The sequence below is a fragment of the Bacillus sp. 3a genome (genome assembly GCF_017161885.1).
GTDB lineage: Bacteria > Bacillota > Bacilli > Bacillales > Bacillaceae > Bacillus > Bacillus safensis.
The window spans coordinates 1,963,395-1,985,722 of sequence record NZ_CP067376.1 but is presented as its reverse complement, the minus strand read 5'-3'; the positions used below and the strand labels follow the sequence as shown (position 1 = coordinate 1,985,722).

At 41.7% G+C, this 22,328-nt stretch carries 21 protein-coding genes; 2 read left to right on the top strand and 19 right to left on the bottom strand.

What is annotated here, in order from left to right; all coding sequences use genetic code 11:
• Nucleotides 1-106: 106 nt before the first annotated feature.
• The 4 genes from artM to JJ692_RS10050 all read right to left on the bottom strand — a co-directional run bounded on the left by artM (nt 107) and on the right by JJ692_RS10050 (nt 2,990).
• Nucleotides 107-829 carry an arginine ABC transporter ATP-binding protein ArtM gene (gene artM, locus JJ692_RS10065; RefSeq protein ID WP_024428022.1) on the bottom strand — a complete coding sequence of 241 codons (723 nt, stop codon included), beginning with the start codon at nt 827-829 and terminating at the stop codon, nt 107-109.
• A complete protein-coding gene (gene artQ, locus JJ692_RS10060) occupies nt 822-1,478 on the bottom strand; it encodes an arginine ABC transporter permease ArtQ (protein WP_024422919.1) in 657 nt (218 codons plus the stop codon). The genes artM and artQ overlap by 8 nt, the downstream gene beginning before the upstream one ends.
• 114 nt (nt 1,479-1,592) lie before the next feature.
• On the bottom strand, nt 1,593-2,357 hold the full coding sequence (locus JJ692_RS10055) for a transporter substrate-binding domain-containing protein (protein ID WP_024422920.1): 765 nt from the start codon (nt 2,355-2,357) through the stop codon (nt 1,593-1,595).
• Between the two features lie 195 nt (nt 2,358-2,552).
• Nucleotides 2,553-2,990, bottom strand: a complete 438-nt coding sequence (locus JJ692_RS10050) for a BrxA/BrxB family bacilliredoxin (RefSeq protein WP_024428021.1) — start codon at nt 2,988-2,990, stop codon at nt 2,553-2,555.
• A gap of 169 nt (nt 2,991-3,159) precedes the next feature.
• Between JJ692_RS10050 and JJ692_RS10045 the strand changes: the two genes are divergently transcribed.
• On the top strand, nt 3,160-4,053 hold the full coding sequence (locus JJ692_RS10045) for a YegS/Rv2252/BmrU family lipid kinase (protein WP_073206230.1): 894 nt from the start codon (nt 3,160-3,162) through the stop codon (nt 4,051-4,053).
• A gap of 14 nt (nt 4,054-4,067) precedes the next feature.
• Here the strand turns inward: JJ692_RS10045 and JJ692_RS10040 are convergent, their stop codons facing one another.
• From JJ692_RS10040 to JJ692_RS10000, 9 genes are all read right to left on the bottom strand, one after another.
• Nucleotides 4,068-4,361 carry a YesK family protein gene (locus tag JJ692_RS10040; protein ID WP_073206233.1) on the bottom strand — a complete coding sequence of 98 codons (294 nt, stop codon included), beginning with the start codon at nt 4,359-4,361 and terminating at the stop codon, nt 4,068-4,070.
• 65 nt (nt 4,362-4,426) lie between these two features.
• Nucleotides 4,427-5,683 (bottom strand): dihydrolipoamide acetyltransferase family protein, encoded by a 1,257-nt coding sequence (locus JJ692_RS10035; protein ID WP_073206235.1) that lies wholly within the window; start codon nt 5,681-5,683, stop codon nt 4,427-4,429.
• Nucleotides 5,684-5,702: 19 nt separating this feature from the next.
• Nucleotides 5,703-6,686: an alpha-ketoacid dehydrogenase subunit beta gene (locus JJ692_RS10030; protein ID WP_024422925.1), complete on the bottom strand. Its 984-nt coding sequence runs from the start codon at nt 6,684-6,686 to the stop codon at nt 5,703-5,705.
• A gap of 12 nt (nt 6,687-6,698) precedes the next feature.
• A complete protein-coding gene (locus tag JJ692_RS10025) occupies nt 6,699-7,691 on the bottom strand; it encodes a thiamine pyrophosphate-dependent dehydrogenase E1 component subunit alpha (protein WP_024422926.1) in 993 nt (330 codons plus the stop codon).
• Between the two features lie 17 nt (nt 7,692-7,708).
• Nucleotides 7,709-9,133 carry a dihydrolipoyl dehydrogenase gene (gene lpdA, locus JJ692_RS10020; RefSeq protein WP_151040057.1) on the bottom strand — a complete coding sequence of 475 codons (1,425 nt, stop codon included), beginning with the start codon at nt 9,131-9,133 and terminating at the stop codon, nt 7,709-7,711.
• Nucleotides 9,123-10,244, bottom strand: coding sequence for a butyrate kinase (gene buk / locus JJ692_RS10015; protein ID WP_024428016.1), 1,122 nt, complete (start codon nt 10,242-10,244; stop codon nt 9,123-9,125). Before buk ends, lpdA begins: the two co-directional genes overlap by 11 nt.
• 33 nt (nt 10,245-10,277) lie before the next feature.
• Nucleotides 10,278-11,372 (bottom strand): branched-chain amino acid dehydrogenase, encoded by a 1,095-nt coding sequence (gene bcd, locus JJ692_RS10010; protein ID WP_003215658.1) that lies wholly within the window; start codon nt 11,370-11,372, stop codon nt 10,278-10,280.
• Nucleotides 11,373-11,398: 26 nt separating this feature from the next.
• A complete protein-coding gene (gene yqiS / locus JJ692_RS10005; protein WP_024422929.1) occupies nt 11,399-12,292 on the bottom strand; it encodes a phosphate butyryltransferase in 894 nt (297 codons plus the stop codon).
• A gap of 124 nt (nt 12,293-12,416) precedes the next feature.
• Complete coding sequence (locus JJ692_RS10000; protein ID WP_024428014.1) at nt 12,417-14,489, bottom strand: sigma-54 interaction domain-containing protein; 2,073 nt, start codon at nt 14,487-14,489, stop codon at nt 12,417-12,419.
• 149 nt (nt 14,490-14,638) lie between these two features.
• On the opposite strand from JJ692_RS10000, the gene JJ692_RS09995 reads away from it, so the two are divergent.
• Nucleotides 14,639-14,875, top strand: a complete 237-nt coding sequence (locus tag JJ692_RS09995; RefSeq protein WP_024422931.1) for a DUF2627 domain-containing protein — start codon at nt 14,639-14,641, stop codon at nt 14,873-14,875.
• Between the two features lie 36 nt (nt 14,876-14,911).
• Here JJ692_RS09995 and JJ692_RS09990 read toward each other — a convergent pair whose 3' ends face one another.
• The 6 genes from JJ692_RS09990 to ahrC form a co-directional block, all read right to left on the bottom strand.
• A complete protein-coding gene (locus JJ692_RS09990; RefSeq protein ID WP_206533700.1) occupies nt 14,912-15,649 on the bottom strand; it encodes a glycerophosphodiester phosphodiesterase in 738 nt (245 codons plus the stop codon).
• Between the two features lie 228 nt (nt 15,650-15,877).
• The gene (locus JJ692_RS09985) at nt 15,878-16,978 is read right to left on the bottom strand and encodes a Rap family tetratricopeptide repeat protein (RefSeq protein ID WP_024422933.1); all 1,101 of its coding nucleotides are present in this window, start codon (nt 16,976-16,978) and stop codon (nt 15,878-15,880) included.
• 456 nt (nt 16,979-17,434) lie between these two features.
• Nucleotides 17,435-18,238: a sporulation transcription factor Spo0A gene (spo0A, locus tag JJ692_RS09980; RefSeq protein ID WP_024422935.1), complete on the bottom strand. Its 804-nt coding sequence runs from the start codon at nt 18,236-18,238 to the stop codon at nt 17,435-17,437.
• Between the two features lie 285 nt (nt 18,239-18,523).
• On the bottom strand, nt 18,524-19,801 hold the full coding sequence (spoIVB, locus tag JJ692_RS09975) for a SpoIVB peptidase (protein ID WP_025092993.1): 1,278 nt from the start codon (nt 19,799-19,801) through the stop codon (nt 18,524-18,526).
• 199 nt (nt 19,802-20,000) lie between these two features.
• Nucleotides 20,001-21,734, bottom strand: a complete 1,734-nt coding sequence (gene recN / locus JJ692_RS09970; protein WP_024428012.1) for a DNA repair protein RecN — start codon at nt 21,732-21,734, stop codon at nt 20,001-20,003.
• A 33-nt stretch (nt 21,735-21,767) separates the two neighbouring features.
• Complete coding sequence (gene ahrC / locus JJ692_RS09965) at nt 21,768-22,217, bottom strand: transcriptional regulator AhrC/ArgR (RefSeq protein ID WP_024422938.1); 450 nt, start codon at nt 22,215-22,217, stop codon at nt 21,768-21,770.
• Nucleotides 22,218-22,328 lie beyond the last annotated feature (111 nt).

Below are 22,328 nucleotides of genomic sequence, written 5' to 3'. Positions count from 1 at the left end.
TTTTCTGTCTTGTTTCCATTCACTTTTGTGAAATGATGAACTTTTTTTACTTTCCCCATTATAATCAAAAAAAGAAGGAGATGTTAAGTCTCCTTCTCTTATTTCTTTATAATATTTTTTGTAAAAAGTCTTTTGCGCGCTGTGAAGACGGTGATTCAAAAAATTGTACAGGGTTTGCATCCTCTACAATTTTCCCATCATCCATAAAGATCACGCGGTCAGCCACTTCTTTTGCAAAGCCCATTTCATGTGTGACGATGACGAGTGTCATTCCAGATTGAGCCAGCTCTTTCATGACCTCTAATACTTCTTTGACCATTTCTGGATCTAGAGCAGACGTTGGTTCGTCAAACAGCATAATGTCTGGTGTCATCGCAAGCGCACGCGCAATCGCTACACGCTGCTTTTGACCGCCTGACAGACGGTTAGGGAAATCATCTTTTTTCTCTAAAAGCCCTACCTTTTTGAGCAGCTCTTCAGCTTGTTTGATGCTGTCTTCCTTCGATTGATTCTTCACATTCATTGGCGCATACGTGATATTTTCCAGCACCGTTTTATGCGGGAAGAGATGGAAATGCTGAAACACCATTCCGATGTTCTCACGCACTTTTAGTGCATTCGTTTTTGGATTGGTGATTTCGGTGTCCTTAATCGTAATGACACCAGAAGTCGGCTTTTCAAGTAAATTCATGCAGCGGAGGAACGTCGATTTTCCTGAACCAGATGGTCCAATAACCGCAACAACTTCCCCTTCTTTAATGGTGGTGTCGATCCCCTTTAAAACTTCGTTTTTACCAAAAGATTTTGTGAGTTTCTCTATTTTAATCATTTGATTTTAACTTCCTTTCCACCGATTTGCCGACAAAGGTGAGAACAAGCACGATGACATAATAGATAAGACCCGCAAAAATAAGCGGTTCAAGATAATTATACGTGACGGCCCCTGCTTGATAGGCTCGTCTCATGACATCACCCAGTCCGATGACTGTTACAATCGCTGATTCTTTTGTCAGTGTAATCGTCTCATTCACAAGTGCAGGTGAAATATTTTTAAACGCCTGCGGAAGCAATAAGTCCTTCATCATTTTAGCATAAGGGATGCCTAAAGCAACGGCTGCTTCTTTTTGACCTTTATCAATGGCATTAATACCCGCACGAATAATTTCAGATACGTATGCCGCCGAGTTGAGTGAAAATGCCGCTACAGCAGCCCAGTATTGGTCGATTTGAAACCCAAGAAGCTGAGGCAGACCAAAATAAATAATGAGCAATTGAAGCACAAGCGGTGTGCCTCGGAAAATTGACGTATAAAAATCTGCAAGCCAAATGAGCGGTTTAAACACACTAATTTTACAAAGCGTTAATAAAATTCCTAAAATAAATCCAAGTAAAAGGGATACCACTACTATAGAAAGCGTGACCTTAAGTCCTTCTAGAATAAAGGGCATCTGAGGTATTACATCTTTAAAATCAAACATGACATTCTCCTTTTTTCTGCCTTCATACAAAACAGGAAAAAAGTTCAACATGAGTTGAACTTTTCAGCGCTTTTCTACTTGATTTTCTGGAATGACGCTGATCCTTTTCCTGACTTACTTTTCATCAGCAAACCATTTTTTAATTAATTTATCAAGTTCGCCATTATCTTTCATTTCTTTTAATGATTTATTAAATTTCGCTGTTAAGTCGCTATTTTTCTTGAATGCAATGGCTGAACCTTCGTTTGAGCTGTTCAATCCAAATGCTTGGAAGTCTTTTTCCTTTTTTAAGTAACCAGCAGCTACTTTATCTTCAATAATTGCTGCATCAAAACGGCCTGCTTTAATCTCTTGAATGATATCAGAAATTTTATTGCGGTCTTCAACTGTTAGGTTATATTTCTTTTGCAGTCCATTCGCTTCATCCTGTTGAATAGAACCTAATTGAACGCCGACTGTTTTGTCTTTTAAATCTTTCTCTGCCTTAATACCGCTAGATTTCTTTGATACAACCAAGTTTTTAGCATTGTAATAAACATCAGAGAAATCAACTTGCTTTTTACGTTTTTCTGTAGGTGTCATTCCTGCAAGGACAATATCAGCTTTGTTTGTTTTGAGGGCTGATACAAGGCTAGCAAAGTCCATATCTTGAATTTCTAGCTTGTAGCCGTTCTTTTTCGCTAATGCTGTTGCAAGATCTACATCAAAACCGACAATTTTATCTCCGTCTTTTGATTCAAATGGCGGATAATCTGCTGATGTCGCCATAACGAGTGTCTTGTCATCTCCTGATGCGTTTGAATTATTAGAAGAAGTTCCGCATGCTGCGAGTGCAGCTGCAAGACCAGCTGTCATAAGTAATAATAACCACTTTTTCATATGATGATGCCTCCCAGTATTTAAAATCATGTATTGATTTGAATATTTATTCACTATAATGTATTTTAAACACTTTCTTTTTAAGATGCAATAGTATTTTGCTAAAATTATTTTGATTCTTTTGTCTTATAAAACAAAAAGCAGACCGATCTAAAGACCGGACTGCTTTATATTTATTCAACCAAAAGTCATATGTTAGATTTCTTCGCAATGCTCATCAAAAGCGGCTTGTAGTTTTGACACGACTTCCATTGGCTCGTGCCCTTCAATTTCATGACGCTCGACCATTTTAATGATTTTTCCATCTTTTAATAAGGCAAAAGATGGTGAAGATGGCGGGAAGCCTTCAAAGTATTCACGGGCTCTTGCTGTTGCCTCTTTGTCCTGCCCAGCAAACACTGTCAGCAATTGATCTGGACGCTTATCGTAATGAACAGAATAGCCGGCAGCTGGTCTTGCAATACCGCCTGCACAGCCGCATACTGAATTCACCATGACAAGTGCCGTTCCTTTTTTAGTCAGTGCTTCGTCTACTTCTTCAGCTGACGTGAGCTCAGTGTAGCCTGCCTGCTTAATTTCTTCTCTCGCTTGTTTCACAATATCATTCATAAATAAATTAAAATCAATATTCATGTCCGTCCACTCCTTTTGCGTACCAAAACCATTTTAACTCCATCATATCAAGGAAAACGCCAGCGGGCAAATGTGTTGTCTTTTCCTCCGCCTCTTTTTCCAAACATCGTTTATGAGCTGTCAAATTGGGGAAAAGTGATGATAAAGAGATGAAAGGGAGAACTGCGTGATGGCACAATTCAAAAAAGCGATGCTCATTTATAATGGAAATGCTGGACAAAAAAACATGGAAAAAACACTCTGTCAAACAGTGCCTCTTCTTTCTCTACATATTGATGAACTCATTTTGAAACCAACAAAGCAGCCAAATGATGCTTATGATTTCTGCCGCCAAATTGATGAGACGGTGGAATTGCTCATCATATTAGGCGGAGATGGTACCGTGCATGAATGCATGAACGGCATTGGCGGTTTAGAAAAAAGGCCCACTGTAGCGATATTACCAGGCGGGACATGCAATGATTTTTCTAGAACACTAGGTATTCCTCAACAAATGCAGAAAGCCGCTCAAATGATTGTAGACGGCAAAGAGAAAAAGGTCGACTTAATCAAAGCAGAAGATCGATACGTGTTAAACTTTTGGGGAATTGGACTGATCGCAGACACGTCCAACAATATTAACGACAAGGAAAAAGCCGTACTCGGCAAAATCAGCTACTTCACAAGTGCGCTGCGCACCTTGCAGCAAACAGATCCTTTTCACGTACGTATTGAGACAGAAGAGGAAAGCTGGGAAGAGGAAGCCGTCATCGTTCTTGTCATGAATGGACATTTTATCGGTACAAATAAAATTGATTTGCCTCATGCAGCCATTGATGATGGAAAAGCAGAAATCTTAATTTGCAGAAATACGAGTTTCTCTGCTTTAAAAGAAATCTTCTCAATGAACCGGGAAGAGCTTGAGGATTTCACCGGCGATCTGTCTCTCATTCAATCGTCCAGTATTCATATCCACACAAAAGAGGAAATGGATGCTGATACAGATGGTGAAGTTTATATGACGGCCCCCTCTTCTTTAGAAGTGTTAAAACAACATTTGACCTTTATTGTTCCAGCAGAATAAAAAAATGCCCGACATCATTTTGATTCGGGCGTTTTTTTGATATAGCGTCTGTATAAATATTCAAGTGCATATCCGAGAAATGTCCCGGCGAGAAGTGATATTCCTAAAAAGCTATTGGCTACTCCCTTAAACCCGCCGACAATCAGCAGACAGTACACGATTTGAATGATTGAAACGATCGATATGATAAGCAGTAATCGTTCAGGATGATTGCGTGCTTTAGAAATGTACCGCAGAAAAGCGAAGGCAATCGCTGTGATAAACATGAGACCAATCGTTAGAAAAGCAAAAAAATCTAGTCCAGACATATCATCGCTCCTTTCTCCTAGATGTGGAAATCCCCCTCTCATACCGGGAGGGGGAAAATATTGTTTTAATAAACAGATGTCTGCTCGTCGATGCCTTCAAGGATTTGTTTAATTCGCTGAAGGAATCTGCCGCATACAAGACCATCTAGTACTCTGTGATCTAATGAAAGACAAAGATTGACCATGTCCCTTGCCGCAATCATTCCGTTTACTATCATTGGACGCTTCACGATCGATTCTACTTGTAAAATCGCCGCTTGCGGATAATTAATGATTCCCATAGATTGTACTGAACCAAATGATCCCGTGTTGTTGACAGTGAATGTACCGCCTTCCATATCACTTTGCTTGAGCGTTCCTTGTCTCACCTTAGACGCCAGCTCATGAATTTCTTTGGCGATGCCCTTAATGGTCTTTTCATCCGCATCCTTAATGACTGGAACAAAAAGCGCGTCATCTGTAGCGACAGCAATCGAAACATTGATTGCTTTCTTTTGCACAATTTTATCTCCGGCCCACATGCTGTTCATTTCAGGGAATTCCTTTAAGGCCTGAGCCACTGCTTTGACAAAGAACGCAAAGAACGTCAAGTTAAAGCCTTCTTTTGCTTTAAACTGATCCTTCAGCTGATTTCTTCTTGTCACTAGATTTGTCACATCGACTTCCATCATCGTCCAAGCATGCGGAATTTCATGTTTGCTTCTCAGCATATTGGCCGCAATTGCCTGACGGATCGGCGTGACTGGCAGCTCAACATCACCAGGCATAGAAGGGACGGCAGGGGCCGCTTTTGCTTGAGAAGACTGCGCAGGCTCCGGTTGAACGGCACGTTCATTGACAGGTGCTGTCTTCTCTTTAACGCCGCCGTTTTCAATGAGCTGCAGCAAATCTTTTCTAGTGATTCGGCCGCCTGCTCCCGTACCTTGAACAGCCGCTAAATCAATGCTATGCTCATCTGCTAAACGAAGAACGGCTGGAGAATAACGTTTCTTTTGACTTTGATTCTCATTTGTTTGATCTGCTTCAGGCGCTTCGCTTTGCTCAGGTGCTGCTTCTTCTTTCACACTCTGCTGCTCGCTTCCTTCTATCTCAATTTCACAGAACACTTCTCCTACTTGCAGCGTTTCGCCTTCCTCAGCCGATAGCTTTGTAATCGTTCCTGTAAAAGATGACGGGACTTCTGCGTTCACTTTATCCGTCATGACTTCCGCAATCGGATCGTATTTATTCACATGATCGCCAGGTGAAACGAGCCATTTGCTAATGGTTCCTTCTGTTACACTTTCACCTAGCTGAGGCATTTTCATTTGTTCAATTGCCACTTTGAAACCCTCCTCTTTCTTAAAACGCCGCCAGCTCTCTCATTTCAGCTTCTACCTTATCCGGGTTGACCATGAAGAATTTCTCCATTGTCGGCGCATAAGGCATTGCCGGAATATCTGGTCCAGCAAGACGTTTGATTGGTGCGTCTAAATCAAATAAGCAATGCTCCGAAATGATCGCCGCAACCTCACTCATAATGCTGCCTTCTTTTGTATCTTCTGTTAACAGAAGCACTTTACCTGTTTTAGAAGCCGCTTCTATAATCGCTTCCTGATCAAGCGGGTACACTGTTCTCAAATCGAGAATATGAGCGGAAATGCCGTCTTTTGCAAGGCGGTCTGCTGCTTGTAGCGCAAAATGGACACAAAGGCCATATGTAATGACCGTGATATCATCGCCTTCACGCTTCACATCTGCTTTTCCAATCGGAAGAGTGTAATCCTCTTCAGGCACTTCTCCTTTAATCAGACGGTATGCACGTTTATGTTCAAAGAACAATACAGGATCTGGATCACGCACTGCAGCCTTTAAAAGACCTTTGACATCATAAGGTGTAGAAGGCATCACAATCTTCAAACCAGGCTGGTTAGCAAAAATGGCTTCGACCGATTGTGAATGATAAAGTGCCCCGTGTACTCCGCCCCCGTAAGGTGCGCGGATGACCATTGGACAGCTCCAATCATTATTTGATCGGTATCTAATTTTTGCAGCCTCTGAAATGATTTGGTTGATTGCAGGCATAATAAAATCCGCAAATTGCATTTCTGCAATTGGGCGCATTCCATACATCGCTGCCCCAATACCTACACCCGCAATGGCTGATTCTGCAAGAGGTGTATCCATGACGCGCGCTTCTCCGAATTGCTCGTAAAGACCCGCTGTCGCTTTAAATACGCCGCCTTTTTTCCCGACATCCTCTCCGAGCACAAACACTTTCGGATCTCGCTCCATTTCTTCTTTCATCGCCAGTGTAATAGCGTCTATATATGACATAACAGGCATTTTTCTTCCCCCTTACTCCGCATACACGTAACGAAGTGCGCTTTCTGCATCAGCATAAGCCGCGTTTTCCGCTTCATCAGTAGCTTCGTTTACGATTTGCATGATTTCTTTTGTCATCTCTTCTTTCATTTCAGAAGTCATGACGTTTCCTTCGATTAAATACGTTTCATATTGGATGAGCGGATCTTTCTTTCTTGCTTCGAGCACTTCTTCTTTTTCTCGATAGCTTGAATCATCGTCATCACTTGAATGCGCAGTTAAACGGTAAGAGATTGTTTCAATCAATGTCGGGCCTTCGCCTCTAGCCGCACGGTCTCTCGCCTCTTTGACAGCAGCATATACTTCAAGCGGATCATTTCCATCTACAGTGACACCAGGCATCCCATATCCAACCGCACGATCTGAAATGCGTTCGCAGGCTACTTGTTTATCATATGGCACGGAAATCGCATACTTATTGTTTTCACACATGAAAATAACAGGCAGTTTATGCACAGCAGCGAAGTTAGCGCCTTCGTGAAAATCACCTTGGTTTGATGAGCCTTCACCGAACGTGACAAAGCTGACAAAGTTTTTCTGCTCTAATCGTCCAGCAAGGGCAATTCCCACCGCGTGAGGAACCTGCGTTGTTACAGGTGAAGATCCGGTCACAATTCGATTTGCTCTTTGCCCAAAATGCCCTGGCATTTGTCTTCCGCCTGAGTTTGGATCGTCTTGTTTTGCGAAACCAGACATCATTAAATCTTTTGCTGTCATCCCAAAAGCAAGGACAACCCCCATATCACGATAGTAAGGTAAGACGTAATCTTCTTCTCTATTAAGAGCAAATGCAGCGCCTACTTGCTGCGCTTCCTGTCCTTGACAAGAAATGACGAATGGAATTTTCCCGGAACGGTTTAAAAGCCACATCCGTTCATCGATTTTTCTCGCTAGAAGCATTGTTCTATATATATCAATTGCTTGTTCATCTGATAATCCTAATTCCTGATGACGCATGTTACTCATCATGTTTCCCTCCTTGATTAAAAATGGATCGCCTTCCCGTCAACAGCAAGGGCTGCCTCGCCAATCGCCTCTGATAAGGTCGGATGCGGGTGTATCGTCTGCCCCACTTCCCACGGGGTTGCATCAAGTACTTTGGCTAATCCAGCTTCAGATATCATATCTGTTACATGAGGACCAATCATATGAATTCCTAAAATATCATCTGTCTTTTGATCGGCAATGATTTTGACGAATCCATCAGACTCCCCGTACACAAGCGCTTTTCCAATCGCCATAAATGGAAATTTCCCTATTTTGACTTCAAAGCCCTGCTCTTTTGCGGCCTGTTCAGTGAGTCCAACACTTGCAGTTTCTGGGTGAGAGTAAACACATTTAGATACGAGCGTTTCATCGAGCGGCTTTGGATCTTTTCCAGCCATATGTTCTACAGCAATCATACCTTCGTGTGAAGCGACGTGTGCCAGCTGAAGCCCGCCAATGACATCTCCTATTGCGTAAATATGCGATTCTTTCGTTTGATAATGTTCATTCACGACAATGCCTTGTTTTTCGGTTTGGATGTCCGTGTTTTCAAGACCTATGCCTTCGATATTAGGTACTCTGCCGACTGAAAGAAGGAGTTTTTCCGCTTCAAACGTCTGAATGTCTCCATCCTTTTCCGCTTGAATTGTCACGAGATTTTCCTGCTTTTCTACGCTATCTGGCAGTACCTTCGCATTAGTCACAAAAGTGATGCCTTTTTTAGATAATAGCTTTTCCATTTCTTTAGAAATGTCATGATCCTCTGTTGGCAAAATGCGGTCTGCAAACTCAAGCACAGTGACGTTCACACCAAAATCATTGAGCATGGAAGCCCACTCGATTCCGATCACTCCGCCCCCCACAATTAGCATTGACTGCGGAAGCTCTGGCAGTTCAAGTGCATCATCTGAAGTGAGGATGTGTGTTCCATCTGCTTCAAGCCCTGGAAGCACATGCGGTCTTGATCCTGTCGCGATAATGACCTGCTTTGGAATGAGCATTTCATTTTCCTCTCCATTTGCCATTTCTACGGAGATCGTTCCTGGCATTGGCGAAAAGATAGATGGGCCAAGAATACGGCCGATCCCTTCATATACATCAATTTTTCCTTGTTTCATTAAATGTTTGACGCCGCCTGCTAGTTTTTCAACGATCTCTGTTTTTCTTTTCTGCACATTGGCAAATTGCAAGGCAACGCCTCCTGCCTCAACACCAAAATCAGCTGCGCGTTTGACGGTTTGATAAACTTCTGCACTTCTGAGCAGCGCTTTAGACGGGATGCAGCCTTTATGAAGACATGTTCCGCCGAGCTTTTCTTTTTCTACAACTGCTGTTTTCAATCCAAGCTGTGAGGCACGGATGGCCGCTACATAGCCGCCTGTGCCTCCACCAAGAATGACGAGGTCATATTCAGTTGCCATGACTTGTCACTCCTTTCTTTTCCTGTTGATCATTTGGGTATTCTTTGGGTGATTCTTCTTCTTTTAAAATACGAAGCGCACCTTCTGCTAACGATTGCAGCTCATTTTCACCCGGAAACACAACAACATCTGAAATCCAGTCAATATAGCCGCGAATACTTGACGTAATTTGTTTGCTGTATGCAAGTCCGCCTGTTAATACAATGACGTCAACTGCTCCTTTTAAGACAGCGCTAGCCGCACCAATTTCCTTGGCAATCTGATAGCACATCGCTTCATAAATGAGCGCCGCCCGCTCATCACCCGCTTCAATCATGCGTTCCACTTTCACAGCGTCTGTCGTGCCAAGATAGCCCGCAAGCCCGCCTTCACCAATAATGCGTTTGAGCATTTCTTCTTGGGTATACTCCCCCGAAAAACAAAGATTCACAAGATCACCTGTCGGCAAGGTTCCCGCACGCTCTGGGCTGAAAGGACCTTCGCCATGCAGACCGTTATTGACATCGATGACTTTTCCTTTTTCATGAACACCAATGGTGATACCACCGCCCATATGAGTAATAATCATGTTCAAATCTTCGTAACTTTTTCCAAAAGAAGCCGCTGTTTTTCTTGCGACTGCTTTTTGATTTAATGCATGAAAAATGCTTTTTCTTTCGATCGTTGGCAGCCCTGAAATACGAGCAATTGGTTTTAGTTCATCCACTACAACTGGATCGACAATAAAAGCCGGGATATTCAGGCCAAGTGCAATTTCTCTCGCGATGATTCCACCGAGATTGGATGCGTGCTGGCCGGCATATCCTTCTTTTAGGTCTTCCACCATTTGCTCATTGACTTCATATGTGCCTCCTTCAATCGGACGAAGGAGACCGCCGCGCGCACAGACTGCATCAAACTTTGAGATATTCATCCCCTGTTCATGCAGTGTTTTCAAAATGGTTTCTTTGCGGAAAGAAAATTGATCAATGATATGAGGAAACTGCTTTAATTCCTCATCTGTATGTCTAAGTGTCGTTTCAAAAATAGACCGTTCATTATGAAACACACCGATTTTTGTTGAAGTAGAGCCAGGATTAATCGTGAGAATACGCCATTCTTTTGTCAGCAAAAACAAAACCTCCGTTTCAACTCATTCTTCAAATTAGCGACGGCTTAAAATATGTTGACCATTTTGCAAGAATTGACTTCTTGATTTGCGCATTCTTTCAATTCGCTCTTCAGCCAATCGGTCTGCCGCTTTATAAGTTGGAATGGCATCACGGTTTGAAATTTCAATTACACGTTCAATATTTTGATAAATGCCTTCGACTTTTTTCATCGCACGATCTGCATTATAGCCATAAAGCTCATCAGCAACGTTAATCACACCGCCTGCATTGATCACATAGTCAGGAGCATATACAATACCCATCTCATGGATAAGGTCTCCGTGATGCGTTTCTCTTAGCTGGTTATTTGCAGCACCTGCAATTACCTTTGCTTTTAACTTAGGAATGGTCACATCGTTAATGGTTGCACCAAGTGCGCACGGTGCATAAATATCACATGCTTGATCATAAATATCGTCAGGGTCGACTGCTTTTGCGCCAAAGTCTTCAACAGCACGTTTGACAGAGTCTTTGTTAATATCTGTGACAATGAGCTGCGCGCCTTCTTCATGCAGATGTTTACACAAGTTGTAAGCGACATTTCCTACGCCTTGGACGGCAATTGTTTTTCCTTCTAATGAATCGGTCCCAAATGCAGCTTTGGCAGCGGCTTTCATCCCTTTGTATACACCGTAAGCAGTGACCGGAGACGGATTTCCAGAAGAACCAAATGCAGGAGAGATCCCTGTAACAAAATCGGTTTCTTCATGAATGAGATCCATGTCTTCTACCGTTGTACCGACATCTTCTGCTGTAATATAGCGGCCATTCAGCCCTTGAATATAACGTCCAAATGCACGGAACATTTCTTCATTTTTGTCTTTTCTCGGATCACCGATGATGACCGTTTTTCCGCCGCCAAGATTAAGTCCTGCTGCCGCGTTTTTATAAGTCATTCCTCTCGCTAGACGCAGTGCATCCTCAATGGCTGCTTCTTCGTTTTCATACGTCCACATTCTCGTTCCGCCTAGTGCCGGCCCAAGTGTTGTATCATGAATCGCAATAATGGCTTTTAAACCAGACTGCTCATCCTGACAAAATACAAGCTGTTCATAATCGTATCGTTCCATATATTTAAAAAGTTCCATCGTGTTATTCCTCCTATTACTTCCGCTTAATTTGATGTACAGATGGCAAGCGCAATTGAATAAAGCTTACTTTCGGCTGAATCAGACCGGCTTGTTAAAGCAATCGGCGCCTTCGCTCCTGCCACCACAGCTCCCACCTTCGCATGTGCAAAGTAGATGAGAGATTTATAAAGAATGTTTCCTGCCTCAATTGTTGGCACAAGCAAAATATCTGCATGGCCGGCTACATCACTTGTAATATTTTTATGAGAAGCTGCCGTTTGAGAAATGGCATTATCTAAAGCAAGAGGCCCATCAATCAGGCATCCAGAAATTTGCCCCCGCCGATTCATTTGCGCAAGACTTGCCGCAGTCAAAGTTGAATCCATTGCCGGATTCACGACCTCCACCGCAGAGAGCACTGCAACCTTTGGCATGTCGTTTCCGACAGCTTGTGCTACTTGAACAGAGTTGATCGTAATCTCTTTCAGCATATTTAAATCGGGCGCGATGTTCATCGCAGAATCCGTGACATAAATAAAGCGGTCAAAGCCCGGTACTTCAAATGCCGCAACATGTGATAGGACACTTGTCGTCCTGAGCCCATATTCTTTATTCAGTACCGCTTTTAAAAGAACGGCTGTCGGGACATGCCCCTTCATCAAAATATCTGCATGCTTCTCGCTCACTGCCTGAACGGCAATTTTGGCAGATTCTTCGGGAGAATCTGAATGAATAATATCTATCCAGTCCTCATTGATTTCATGCTGCTTCACTAGCTCCTTCAGGTTGCGTTTGTTCCCAACCAGGAGAAAGCGAGCGACCTTTCGCTTAATTGCCATCTTGATGGCATGAAGCACTTCTTCGTCTTCTGCATGAGCCACAGCCGCCGTTTTGTTCTGCAGCTGGGCGGCTTTCATAATCAGATCGTCAAGCTTCATATATGCCCACCTTTCCTTGTGCTCGGTTCATGTTTTATATGCAAGTTCCGTGCCAGTTTGAAATGCAGTGAATATGAGGCAATTCGCATGACATTCGTGCAATCTTTTGCAGATTACATGCATTTTATTGCATGCTATCTTTTGCAAGTTGATATTTGTCCATTTTATAGTAAAGGTTCCGAATACTGATCCCTAACGTTTTCGCTGTTTTCGTGCGATTGAATTGATGCTTTTCAAGGGTTTGTTTAATCAGCTGCGCTTCAAATGCCTCAACAGCATCCGAAAGCGTCTCTCCCTCAAATTGACTGACAGTCAGTTCCTGCTGCTCTTTTTCTTCCTGATCTTCTGACTCCATGAAAGAAATATGCCCTTCATCAATCCATTCTTCTTGCGGGTTCAAAAAGATCATGGCTCGTCCAAGTACATTTTCAAGCTCTCTTACGTTTCCTGGCCACTTATATGATCGCAGTCTATTAAGTGCCTGTTCCGTTAACCCGCTCACGTTCCGTCCATAGTCTAAATTGATCTTTTGGATGAGACGTTTGCTTAACGAGTCAATATCCTCAAGGCGCTGCCTTAGCGGCGGGATGGAGATCGGGTATCTGTTCATTCGATAATATAAATCTTCTCTGAACTTTCCTTCCGCCATCGCTTTTTCAATATTGACATTTGTCGCCGTGATCACACGAACATCGACTGGTATAGCCTTTGTTCCGCCTACCCTTACTATTTCTTTCTCCTGCATCACACGAAGCAGCTTCGCCTGTGTACTTGGCGTCATTTCGCCAATTTCATCTAAAAAAATGCTGCCTTGATTCGCCTCTTCAAACAGCCCTTTTTTCCCGCCTCGCCTTGCACCAGAAAATGCTCCTTCTTCATAGCCAAAAAGCTCTGACTCTAAAAGGGTCTCAGATAAGGCTGCACAGTTGACCCGTACAAAGCGATTATATTTCCGGTCACTTTCATTATGAATGGCGTGCGCAAACAGCTCTTTTCCAGTACCTGATTCTCCCCGGAGTAAAATGGTGGCTGGCGTTTTCGCGCCTAGCTTCGCCTGCTCTAGCGCCACAAGCATTTGCTCACTCTCTCCAATGATGTCTTCAAATGTGTACTTTGCTTCAAGTGTACGGATGAGCTGCCTTGCTTTATTTAATTCATTTGTGAGTGATTGAATTTCTGATACGTCATGAATGACCCCGACACTGCCTTTTAAAATGCCATCAACAATGACTGGCGCTACGTTGACAATCACATCTTTTTTATTCGGTCCGACTTTCATTCTGACGCCTCGAACGGGTCTTCTTGTTTCAAGTACCTTCAAATGCATGCTTTCTCCTTCAGAAATATCTGCACCTGCTGGTTTCCCCACAACTTCTTTATCTGTTAATCCAGTCATTTTCGTATAAGCCCGGTTGATTAAGATCCCTTTTCCCTGCTCATCAACAACTGATATGGCTTCATCCGACGATTGAATGATCGCCTCCAGCATCGTTCGCACTTCTTTAAGATTGGTTACTTCCTCCGCAAGCTCAACGGCATCTGTAATATCTTTAAAGATGGATAAAGCACCTAGCATTCTCCCCGCGTCATCAATAATCGGCAAACGCGTTGTAACAATTTGTATTTGCTGATTCAAAAATTGTTTTTGATTAAATTCTGGCTCTCTCGATCTTAAAATGTCGGGAAGCTTTGTATTTGGGATCACTTCTCGTATATGACGGCCAATCGCATCTTTTTGCGAACATCCAACCATTTTGGCCGCTGATCGATTAAACAGGACGACTTCTTCATTCATGTTTATAAAAATCATCCCGTCGTTCGTTGCATTAAAAATGCGGTCATGCTTATAGGTTTGTTCCTTTAATATTTGGATCAGCTGCTGTTTTTCTGACATTAATTCTGATATCACGTAAGCCATTGAACTTGGAACAATGACTGCGTGCTCTGGCTTTTTTTCAATTAGTTCTTTCAGCACTGCTGAACTGCCTGTTGTTTCAATGATGATATCAATGTCATCTTTTATGTATTCTTTCCAATCCGTTGTCGTATCAATTCCATTCTTTTTCGCTTCTACCATCCCCGGTGCCTCAAGATCAAGGTCGGCGATCGCAATGATTTGAATCATATTTGTTTTCAGCAATGTTTCAAGCAATGCTGATCCACCCTGTCCTGCACCGACAATCAAGACTCTCTGCATCCCGTTACCCCTTTATATGAAAAAATTTGCACACCATATTTTTCCGTTGCAAAAAATTGCACAACTCTTATATTACCACGTTTTCCTTTCTTGACAAAATATTTTTTGAATTAGACAATGGAAGTAAATGACGTTTAAGGGGACATTTGATGGGGAGAATACTTGCACTAGTGATTATTTTAATACCTGGCGCGCTTGCAGCACTTGGGATTAAGCTGCTGCGTGACACTGTTTTCGGCATCATCATTGCACCATTTCCATATTTATGGCTGCAAGGAATTGCAGGGTTGTTATTTTTAGGGGGAGGTCTTTATGTAGTGGCTGGCTTTATTTTATATAGAGACCGTAAACGAAATAAAGTGACTGCTCGCTTTAAGCAGAGATAAAACGTGAAAAAAGACCCGCTGATTTAGAGCAGGTCTTTATTTCATTTCTTCTCTTATTTTCACGGCTCGGTCAGGAAAATCAGTAAAAATGCCATCGACACCTAAGGAAAACATGTTTTTCATTTGCTTTTCACTATTTACTGTAAACGGCCTGATCACTTGCTGAGATGCATGGAGAGCTGCCACAACCTCTTTGGTCACGCCGGCACCCTTGATATTTGGATGGTAGCCCCTTGCTGGTACTGTTTTTATATACATCTCCGGCTGATGAATCACATCCATTGTGAGAACCGCAAGTTCAACATGTGGCATCAGTTTGTGAAAAAGAGCTAAACTGCCGTGATGAAACGATGAAACAAGTACACGGTCTTCTATTTGAAAATGCTCGATTTGTTTTTTTACTTTCTCTTCGATCCCCGGATATCGATAAATGGAGTTTTTTAATTCAATATTGATAATCAATGATGATTGCTGCGTCACTAGCTCTAATACTTCCTCCAAAAGAGGAATGGATACAGCACCGGTTTCTTCGTAGAAAGAATGACTCGCATCTCCCGCTTTTAATTCTTCATATGTATGTTCTTTCACTAAACCTTTCATGTTCGTTGTTCTGTTCAATTTCTCATCGTGAATGACAGCAAGTCTGCCGTCTTTTGTCAGCTGAACATCCAGCTCAATTCCGTCAGCTCCCGAATGGAGTGCATGCTCGAAGGCAATCATGGTGTTTTCAGGATAAATGCCTTTAAAGCCTCTGTGTGCAAAAATTTTCGTCATAGGTCACCTCTAAATATGATGCTTCCTTACATTATGACGTGTCTTTTTTCGTTTTTCCAGTTTTGAGCGCATAAAAAAAACCTCTTCTGATTCATACGAAGAGGTTGACAGATAAATTCGATCACGTAATCGCTCTGATGGCTTGCTCTGTCGTCTCTGCGTCAAGAGCAAAAAGGGAAGAAACAACTGCGACTGCTGTAACAACGGTTACACCTAACAACAACTTTTTCATAAGATAACCTCCACTTTCTTTTGAAGTATTTGTGCATCGAATTTCTTTTCAAGAAAACGAATGGCATTTTGATAATCATTTCGTTCCTTGAAGTATTTCGATATTTGTTCAGACAAATCCTCAAGCTCCACATATAATCTATTTTTTTCTATGTAGTCTAATTTTTCTGAGAATACGTCTGCTGCCCCACTATTCTCGCACATCAAATCCAAAATTTCAAATTTTACTATATATTCATTATTTTGGATATCGCAACTATACAAAATACCCTCTTTAATATATTCCCTCGCCTCTTGATCTCCTAAATGAACCAAGGCATTGGCCAGAACATATAAAGATTGGATGTAATAATGGCTATTGTCACGATGAATTTGAATGCCCATTCCTTTTTTGGCATAATGTGCGCTTTTTTCATAATCATGCTTTGCATAATAAAGAACCGCTAAATTGTGATAGCATTTCCCAATCAGCACTTCATTGTTAATGCGCTTACTTTTCTCAAGAGCTTCTTTATACTTTTTCTCTGCTTCATCGAATTGGAACAAATCAATGCAATTACTTGCATGTAAAATTAAGCTGTCAATCGCCTGCGCTGTGTACTCTTCATGCGCTTTGAATGTATCGATGGCTTTTTTAATATGATTAATGGATATGAAATTTTGTTTCAGTTCGTAATAGATCGAAGCAACCTTATGGTGAAAAGTTCCTACTTCCAGGTCTTCATTCACACGTTTTAGCCGCTGTTCTGCAATTTTATAAAAGCTAATGGCTTCATCATACTTTTTCACATATGCAGCATATTGGCCTTTGTAAAAGTAAAAATAAAAATTAATAATGTCATCTGCCTTCTCATCGAGCGTTCCGACACTTTTCATAATTTGATTGGCTTTTTCGATATTTCCAAGTAACATTTCATGTCTGCCGTCAACAAGCTGATAATAAAGGAGAACTTCACGGTCTTCATCTGTATTTTTTAGCAAATTCTGAATTTTCTCTTTATAGACAGCAGATTTTTCTAAGTCATTCTGAGAAATGACCCTCGTCCACTTGCTAATTTCGTTCGCAACCTCAGCAGAGTGGATTTTCAGCTTTCCCATAACCTCACCCTCTTCTTTTCATTATTATAGCATAGTAAAAGAATGTGAAAATTATTAAATTCGACAATGGGAATATTCAGTTCAAATGGCACAATCTCTAAGAAGCCAGTGACTTTAAAACGCCAACCAATCAGGTCAATAGAAATAGAACTTTCGATCTCGTTTACTTTAATTACCAAATCCATGAGACCTTTTCCTCTCATCCTTTTTCTTACGAATGAGCGTTTTCTTCTTCTATTTTGAAGAATTCATGATCGATTGGCGCAGCTGATTACCACTACTTTATGTCTTTTTTATTTTTTTCATGCTTTATTTTTCATTTTATTCTGAAAATAAAGCAGCCCGTTTGTCCAATTTAAACATTAAGATGATTTTATCAACCTAACCAATTTTTGACAACATGTTTCAAAATAAAAAAACGTCTCAATGAAGAAACGTTTTTTCATGAAAAAGATACTAGCTTGCTCTATGCTCTAAACGCAGACGATCAGCTACCATGGCAATAAATTCTGAATTGGTTGGTTTCGCTTTTGACATGCTGACAGTATAACCAAAGAGTGAGGAAATGGAATCAATGTTTCCTCTGCTCCAAGCGACTTCAATGGCATGACGAATCGCTCGTTCTACCCTGCTGGCAGTCGTGTTAAATTTCTTTGCAATGTCTGGGTACAACACTTTAGTGATGCTTCCGAGAAGCTCAATGTCATTGTACACCATAGAAATGGCTTCTCTTAAGTATAAATAGCCTTTAATATGAGCGGGCACGCCAATTTCATGAATAATGGTCGTAATGCTCGCATCTAAGTTTTTACGTTTCGGTTCAGGTTTGTTACGAAGAACACTGTTTTGGATTGATGAAGAGCGATGGGTAACTTGTGTGCCGTTTCCACTGACTTGACGAATATGACCTACTAGGTTTTCCATATCAAATGGCTTTAAAATGAAATAGGATGCGCCCAAATCAACTGCTTTTTTCGTGACATCTTCTTGTCCAAATGCCGTTAGCATAATCACACTTGGCTGTTTTGTCATTTCATTGTTTTCACGGAGGCGTTCTAGTACAGCAAGACCGTCTAAATGAGGCATAATAATGTCTAAGAGGAGAACGTCGGGCTCTTTATCTTTAAATAATGTCAGGCATTCCTGACCATTATACGCCACGCCAAGTACTTCCATATCTTCCTGTCCCTCAATATACTCTGTCAAAAGGCCAACAAGCTCTCGATTGTCATCAGCTACACACACTTTAATTTTCTCCACGTTCTTTCCTCCCCAATGTCGATTCCTTTAGTCTTTTGCATTTCTCTTCTGAGTGTTCAATTCGACAAAACCATGCTATCCCCTTTAAAAAACTTTAATTTTCCGAATAATAGAGCATTATCTAGCTTTTTCTACGTTTTTCTTAACGAATCGACGATTATTGCAATTTGACAACATGCTTTTTTCCATTTTGTCGAAAAATCTCTTTTTCCTTATTTTATAACATGATGGAAGAGAAAGAAAGGGTAGAAAAAAACTGCCGGAAGATTCACGGCAGTTTGATGATCAGCTTGCTTTTTTGTTTTTTTGATAAAGGTCGATTCCTGCTTCTGACAGCATCCATTCAATGTGTACGCCGTACCCGCTAGTCGGATCATTGACGAATACGTGTGTGACAGCTCCAATGACTTTGCCATTTTGGATGATGGGGCTTCCGCTCATTCCTTGGACGATTCCGCCCGTTTTGCTTAAGAGCCGCTCATCTGTTACCTTCAATACCATTCCTTTAGTTGCTGGGAATTTCTGCGGTGTTGTGCTGACGATTTTAATATCAAACTTCTCCACTTTATCATGATCCACAACGGTTAAAATTTCTGCTGGGCCTTCTTTTACTTCATTTGATAAAGCGACTGGAAGTGGTTTATCTGCTACATGATTTTCAAGCTTTTCGGTTAACGTACCAAAGATACCAAAAGGGCTGTTGCGGGAGATATCTCCTATTGTTTTTCTTTCGGAAGAGAATCTCGCCAATTTTTCTCCAGGATTGCCTCCTGTGCCTTTTTCAATCGATGTCACGGTTGATCTAACAATTTCACCATTGTCGACAACAATTGGTTTTTTTGTATCCATGTCAGAAATCACATGCCCAAGGGCACCATATTTTTTAGATGAAGGTTCGAAAAAGGTCATCGTGCCGATTCCTGCTGCAGAATCACGAATGTAAAGACCAATTCGATAGATGCCTTCACTTGCATCTTTTGCGGGTGTTAATGTTGTTTGAAAGGTTTTATGATCTCTCTTTATGAGCAAACGAAGCGTTTCACCCGTTTTCCCTGCTTTCTGAATAAATGGGGTGAGGTCATTCATTTTCTCCATTTTTTGACCATTGATTTCAATGATCATATCCCCTGATTGAATGCCTGCGGCTTCACCTGGTGATTTTTTGCCGTCTGCTGTTGTGATTTGATGAAAACCTACAACGAGAACTCCTACAGAGTGGAGCTTGACGCCAATGGATTGACCTCCAGGAATGACTTTTAATTCAGGGAGAACGTCAACTTTTGTTTTCTTAATAGGAAATCCTTTAAAATCATAAACAATTTCGGCTTTTCCCGCCTTTTGTCCTGTAATATCCAGCTGATTCTTTTTCTCTGAAAGGCTAAAGGCTGGTGAAGAAGCATTGGCTGACGCTTCAATCGATGTGTCAATTGAGTGCTTCTGTTTTTCAAATACAGCAACATTTGTTGGAATGCTGATGTATTCCTTCACTATGCTCATAAACCCTGTACTTATTAAAGAAACAAGGAGAATCACACCAATGGCTTTTCTCATCTTTTCGGGCATTCATTTTTCACTCTCCTCGCTCCTTACCCACACCAGAACACTCATGTTTTGGCTACATCTTTACTTTTGCCTTCTTCTAGAGGATTTATAACCGGCAGCTTTAGAAAATGATTGGATAAATTGATAAAAGAAAAAGACGATTTTATGGGTATATACGCCGACTTTTACACAACATAAAAAAAGGCAGCTGATGATTCAGCTACCCTGTTGTTTTGACATCATTTGCTTGGTGCAATAGTTCTTTTGCATGTTGTTTTGTCAGCTCAGTCACTTCCACACCTGCAATCATCCGGCCAATTTCACTCACTTTTTCTTCATGACTTAATGGTTTGACACTCGTCAGTGTTCTGCCCGCTTTCGAGCGTTTCGAAATGAAGAGATGTGTGTCAGCCATTGCGGCTACTTGAGGCAGGTGTGTAATACAGAGCACTTGTGATCCAGACGCAACTTTGTAAATTTTCTCAGCAATGGCTTGTGCCACTCTGCCGCTGACGCCTGTATCAACTTCATCGAAAATAATGGATGTGACGTCTTGTTTAGCTGAGAAAATACTCTTCACAGCGAGCATGACACGTGAAATTTCTCCACCTGAGGCTACTTTCGATAAAGATTTCATCGGTTCGCCTGTATTTGTAGAAATGACAAATTGGGCTTGGTCGATTCCATTTTTCCCGAGCTGCACAGGTTTTCCGTCTAATAGCGGACAATCGGTGCTGCCAAATGGCGCATATCGAACAGAAAAAGCTGTGTCAAATGATGACTTCTCCATATACAAATCCTTGAGCTCTGTTTGAATTTGCTTCGCTAGCTTTTTGGCCCATTTTTTACGCAGCTCCGAAACGTTAAGTGCTTCGAGCAGGGCATCACGGCTCATCGCATCTAATTTATTTTTGAGCGTCTGCAGATGGCTGTCTCGATTTTGGATTTGATCTATTTCTTCTTCAATCTTCGCCGCATACTCCAAAATTTCCTCAACGGTTGTGCCGTATTTTCGTTTTAGCTGCTTCATTTCATTCAGCCTGGATTCAATAAAATCAAGACGAGCCGGATCGAATTCTAATTGATCCAGCATGCTCCGCATTTGGAAGGTTGAATCCTCTAATAAGTAGTAGGAGTTCGACACTTGTTCAGATAGCTTTTTCAAATCATCGTTGATCTCAGACACCTGATCAAGCTCGCTTGAGGACATACCAACCCAATCTAGCCCTCCTTGCTCATTACGCAAGGCGTTATACGCGTTTTGGAGTGAGGAATAGATTTTTTCGTAGTTGCTGATTTGATGACGTTCTTCCTGAAGCTTCTCATCTTCTCCCGGCTCTAATTGTGCCGCCTCAATCTCCTCTAGCTGAAATTGCAGTAAATCTAAGCGGTGCACCATTTCCTGCTCATTCTCAGACAGCTGCCTTAGCTTTTGGGCCGTCTTCATATATTGATCATATGCTTCTTGATACTGCAAGAGAGCCGGTGCAATGTCTTCTGCTCCAAATTGATCGAGCAAATGCAGATGATTTTCATCTTCCATGAGCAGCTGGTTATCGTGCTGTCCATGTATATCAAGCAAAAGCCGTCCTACTTCCCGTAAAAGTGAGATGGTGACAAGCTTTCCATTAATCCGGCAAATGCTTTTCCCGCTGTTATTAATATCACGGCGGAGGATCATCATTTCATCTGATGCGTCAATTCCCTGCTCTTCGCATAGAGCAAATACAGGGTGATCGGCTGGTACAAGAAAAAGCCCTTCCAGCTCTGCCTTTTTTTCACCGTAGCGGACAAATTCAGAGGATCCTCTTCCTCCCACGAGAAGTGAGACAGCGTCAATCATGATGGATTTTCCGGCACCTGTTTCCCCCGTTAGAACCGTGAGTCCTTTTTCAAATGAAACCGTTAACTCTTCAATGATTGCAAAGTTTTTAATGGTTAGTTCTGCTAACACTCATTTGACACCTCTTTTAGTAAACCTGATTCTTTATAGAAGCTCTAAAATTTTGCTCGAAACTGTCTCTGTATCATCTGGGGTGCGGCAAATGATTAAAATCGTATCATCCCCGCAAATCGTTCCCATAATTTCTTCCCAATCTAAATTATCCATTAAAGCACCAATCGCCTGAGCATTACCCGGCATTGTTTTCAGAACAATTAAATGACTGGCAGCATCCATTTTAATAAATGCATCCATTAGGGACCGCTTCAGCTTTGACAGCGGGTTAAACCGCTGATCTGCAGGAAGACTGTATTTATATGTTCCATTGTTCGTCGGAACTTTCACTAAATGCAACTCTTTAATATCCCTAGAAACGGTCGCTTGTGTGATGTTATATCCATCGGCTTTCAAAATATCGACCAATTCATCTTGTGTTTCAATTTCTTGGCTTGCAATGATTTCTCTTATTTTAATATGCCTTTGACCTTTATTCATATTTGACCCCCCTAGGCGTTTCATTCTCAGTTTGTCTTTACGTTCTATGTTATATGATGCACACTTCAAAAAACAAGCATTACGTGAGATACGGCCAATTCTTGTCTTTTG

Excerpts from the sequence above, each read along its gene's own strand:
- artM (WP_024428022.1), bottom strand. The coding sequence starts at position 829 with ATGATTAAAATAGAGAAACTCACAAAATCTTTTGGTAAAAACGAAGTT.
- artQ (WP_024422919.1), bottom strand. The coding sequence starts at position 1,478 with ATGTTTGATTTTAAAGATGTAATACCTCAGATGCCCTTTATTCTAGAA.
- JJ692_RS10055 (WP_024422920.1), bottom strand. The coding sequence starts at position 2,357 with ATGAAAAAGTGGTTATTATTACTTATGACAGCTGGTCTTGCAGCTGCA.
- JJ692_RS10050 (WP_024428021.1), bottom strand. The coding sequence starts at position 2,990 with ATGAATATTGATTTTAATTTATTTATGAATGATATTGTGAAACAAGCG.
- JJ692_RS10045 (WP_073206230.1), top strand. The coding sequence starts at position 3,160 with ATGGCACAATTCAAAAAAGCGATGCTCATTTATAATGGAAATGCTGGA.
- JJ692_RS10040 (WP_073206233.1), bottom strand. The coding sequence starts at position 4,361 with ATGTCTGGACTAGATTTTTTTGCTTTTCTAACGATTGGTCTCATGTTT.
- JJ692_RS10030 (WP_024422925.1), bottom strand. The coding sequence starts at position 6,686 with ATGCCTGTTATGTCATATATAGACGCTATTACACTGGCGATGAAAGAA.
- JJ692_RS10025 (WP_024422926.1), bottom strand. The coding sequence starts at position 7,691 with ATGAGTAACATGCGTCATCAGGAATTAGGATTATCAGATGAACAAGCA.
- lpdA (WP_151040057.1), bottom strand. The coding sequence starts at position 9,133 with ATGGCAACTGAATATGACCTCGTCATTCTTGGTGGAGGCACAGGCGGC.
- bcd (WP_003215658.1), bottom strand. The coding sequence starts at position 11,372 with ATGGAACTTTTTAAATATATGGAACGATACGATTATGAACAGCTTGTA.
- yqiS (WP_024422929.1), bottom strand. The coding sequence starts at position 12,292 with ATGAAGCTTGACGATCTGATTATGAAAGCCGCCCAGCTGCAGAACAAA.
- JJ692_RS10000 (WP_024428014.1), bottom strand. The coding sequence starts at position 14,489 with ATGCAGAGAGTCTTGATTGTCGGTGCAGGACAGGGTGGATCAGCATTG.
- JJ692_RS09995 (WP_024422931.1), top strand. The coding sequence starts at position 14,639 with ATGGGGAGAATACTTGCACTAGTGATTATTTTAATACCTGGCGCGCTT.
- JJ692_RS09990 (WP_206533700.1), bottom strand. The coding sequence starts at position 15,649 with ATGACGAAAATTTTTGCACACAGAGGCTTTAAAGGCATTTATCCTGAA.
- JJ692_RS09985 (WP_024422933.1), bottom strand. The coding sequence starts at position 16,978 with ATGGGAAAGCTGAAAATCCACTCTGCTGAGGTTGCGAACGAAATTAGC.
- spoIVB (WP_025092993.1), bottom strand. The coding sequence starts at position 19,801 with ATGCCCGAAAAGATGAGAAAAGCCATTGGTGTGATTCTCCTTGTTTCT.
- ahrC (WP_024422938.1), bottom strand. The coding sequence starts at position 22,217 with ATGAATAAAGGTCAAAGGCATATTAAAATAAGAGAAATCATTGCAAGC.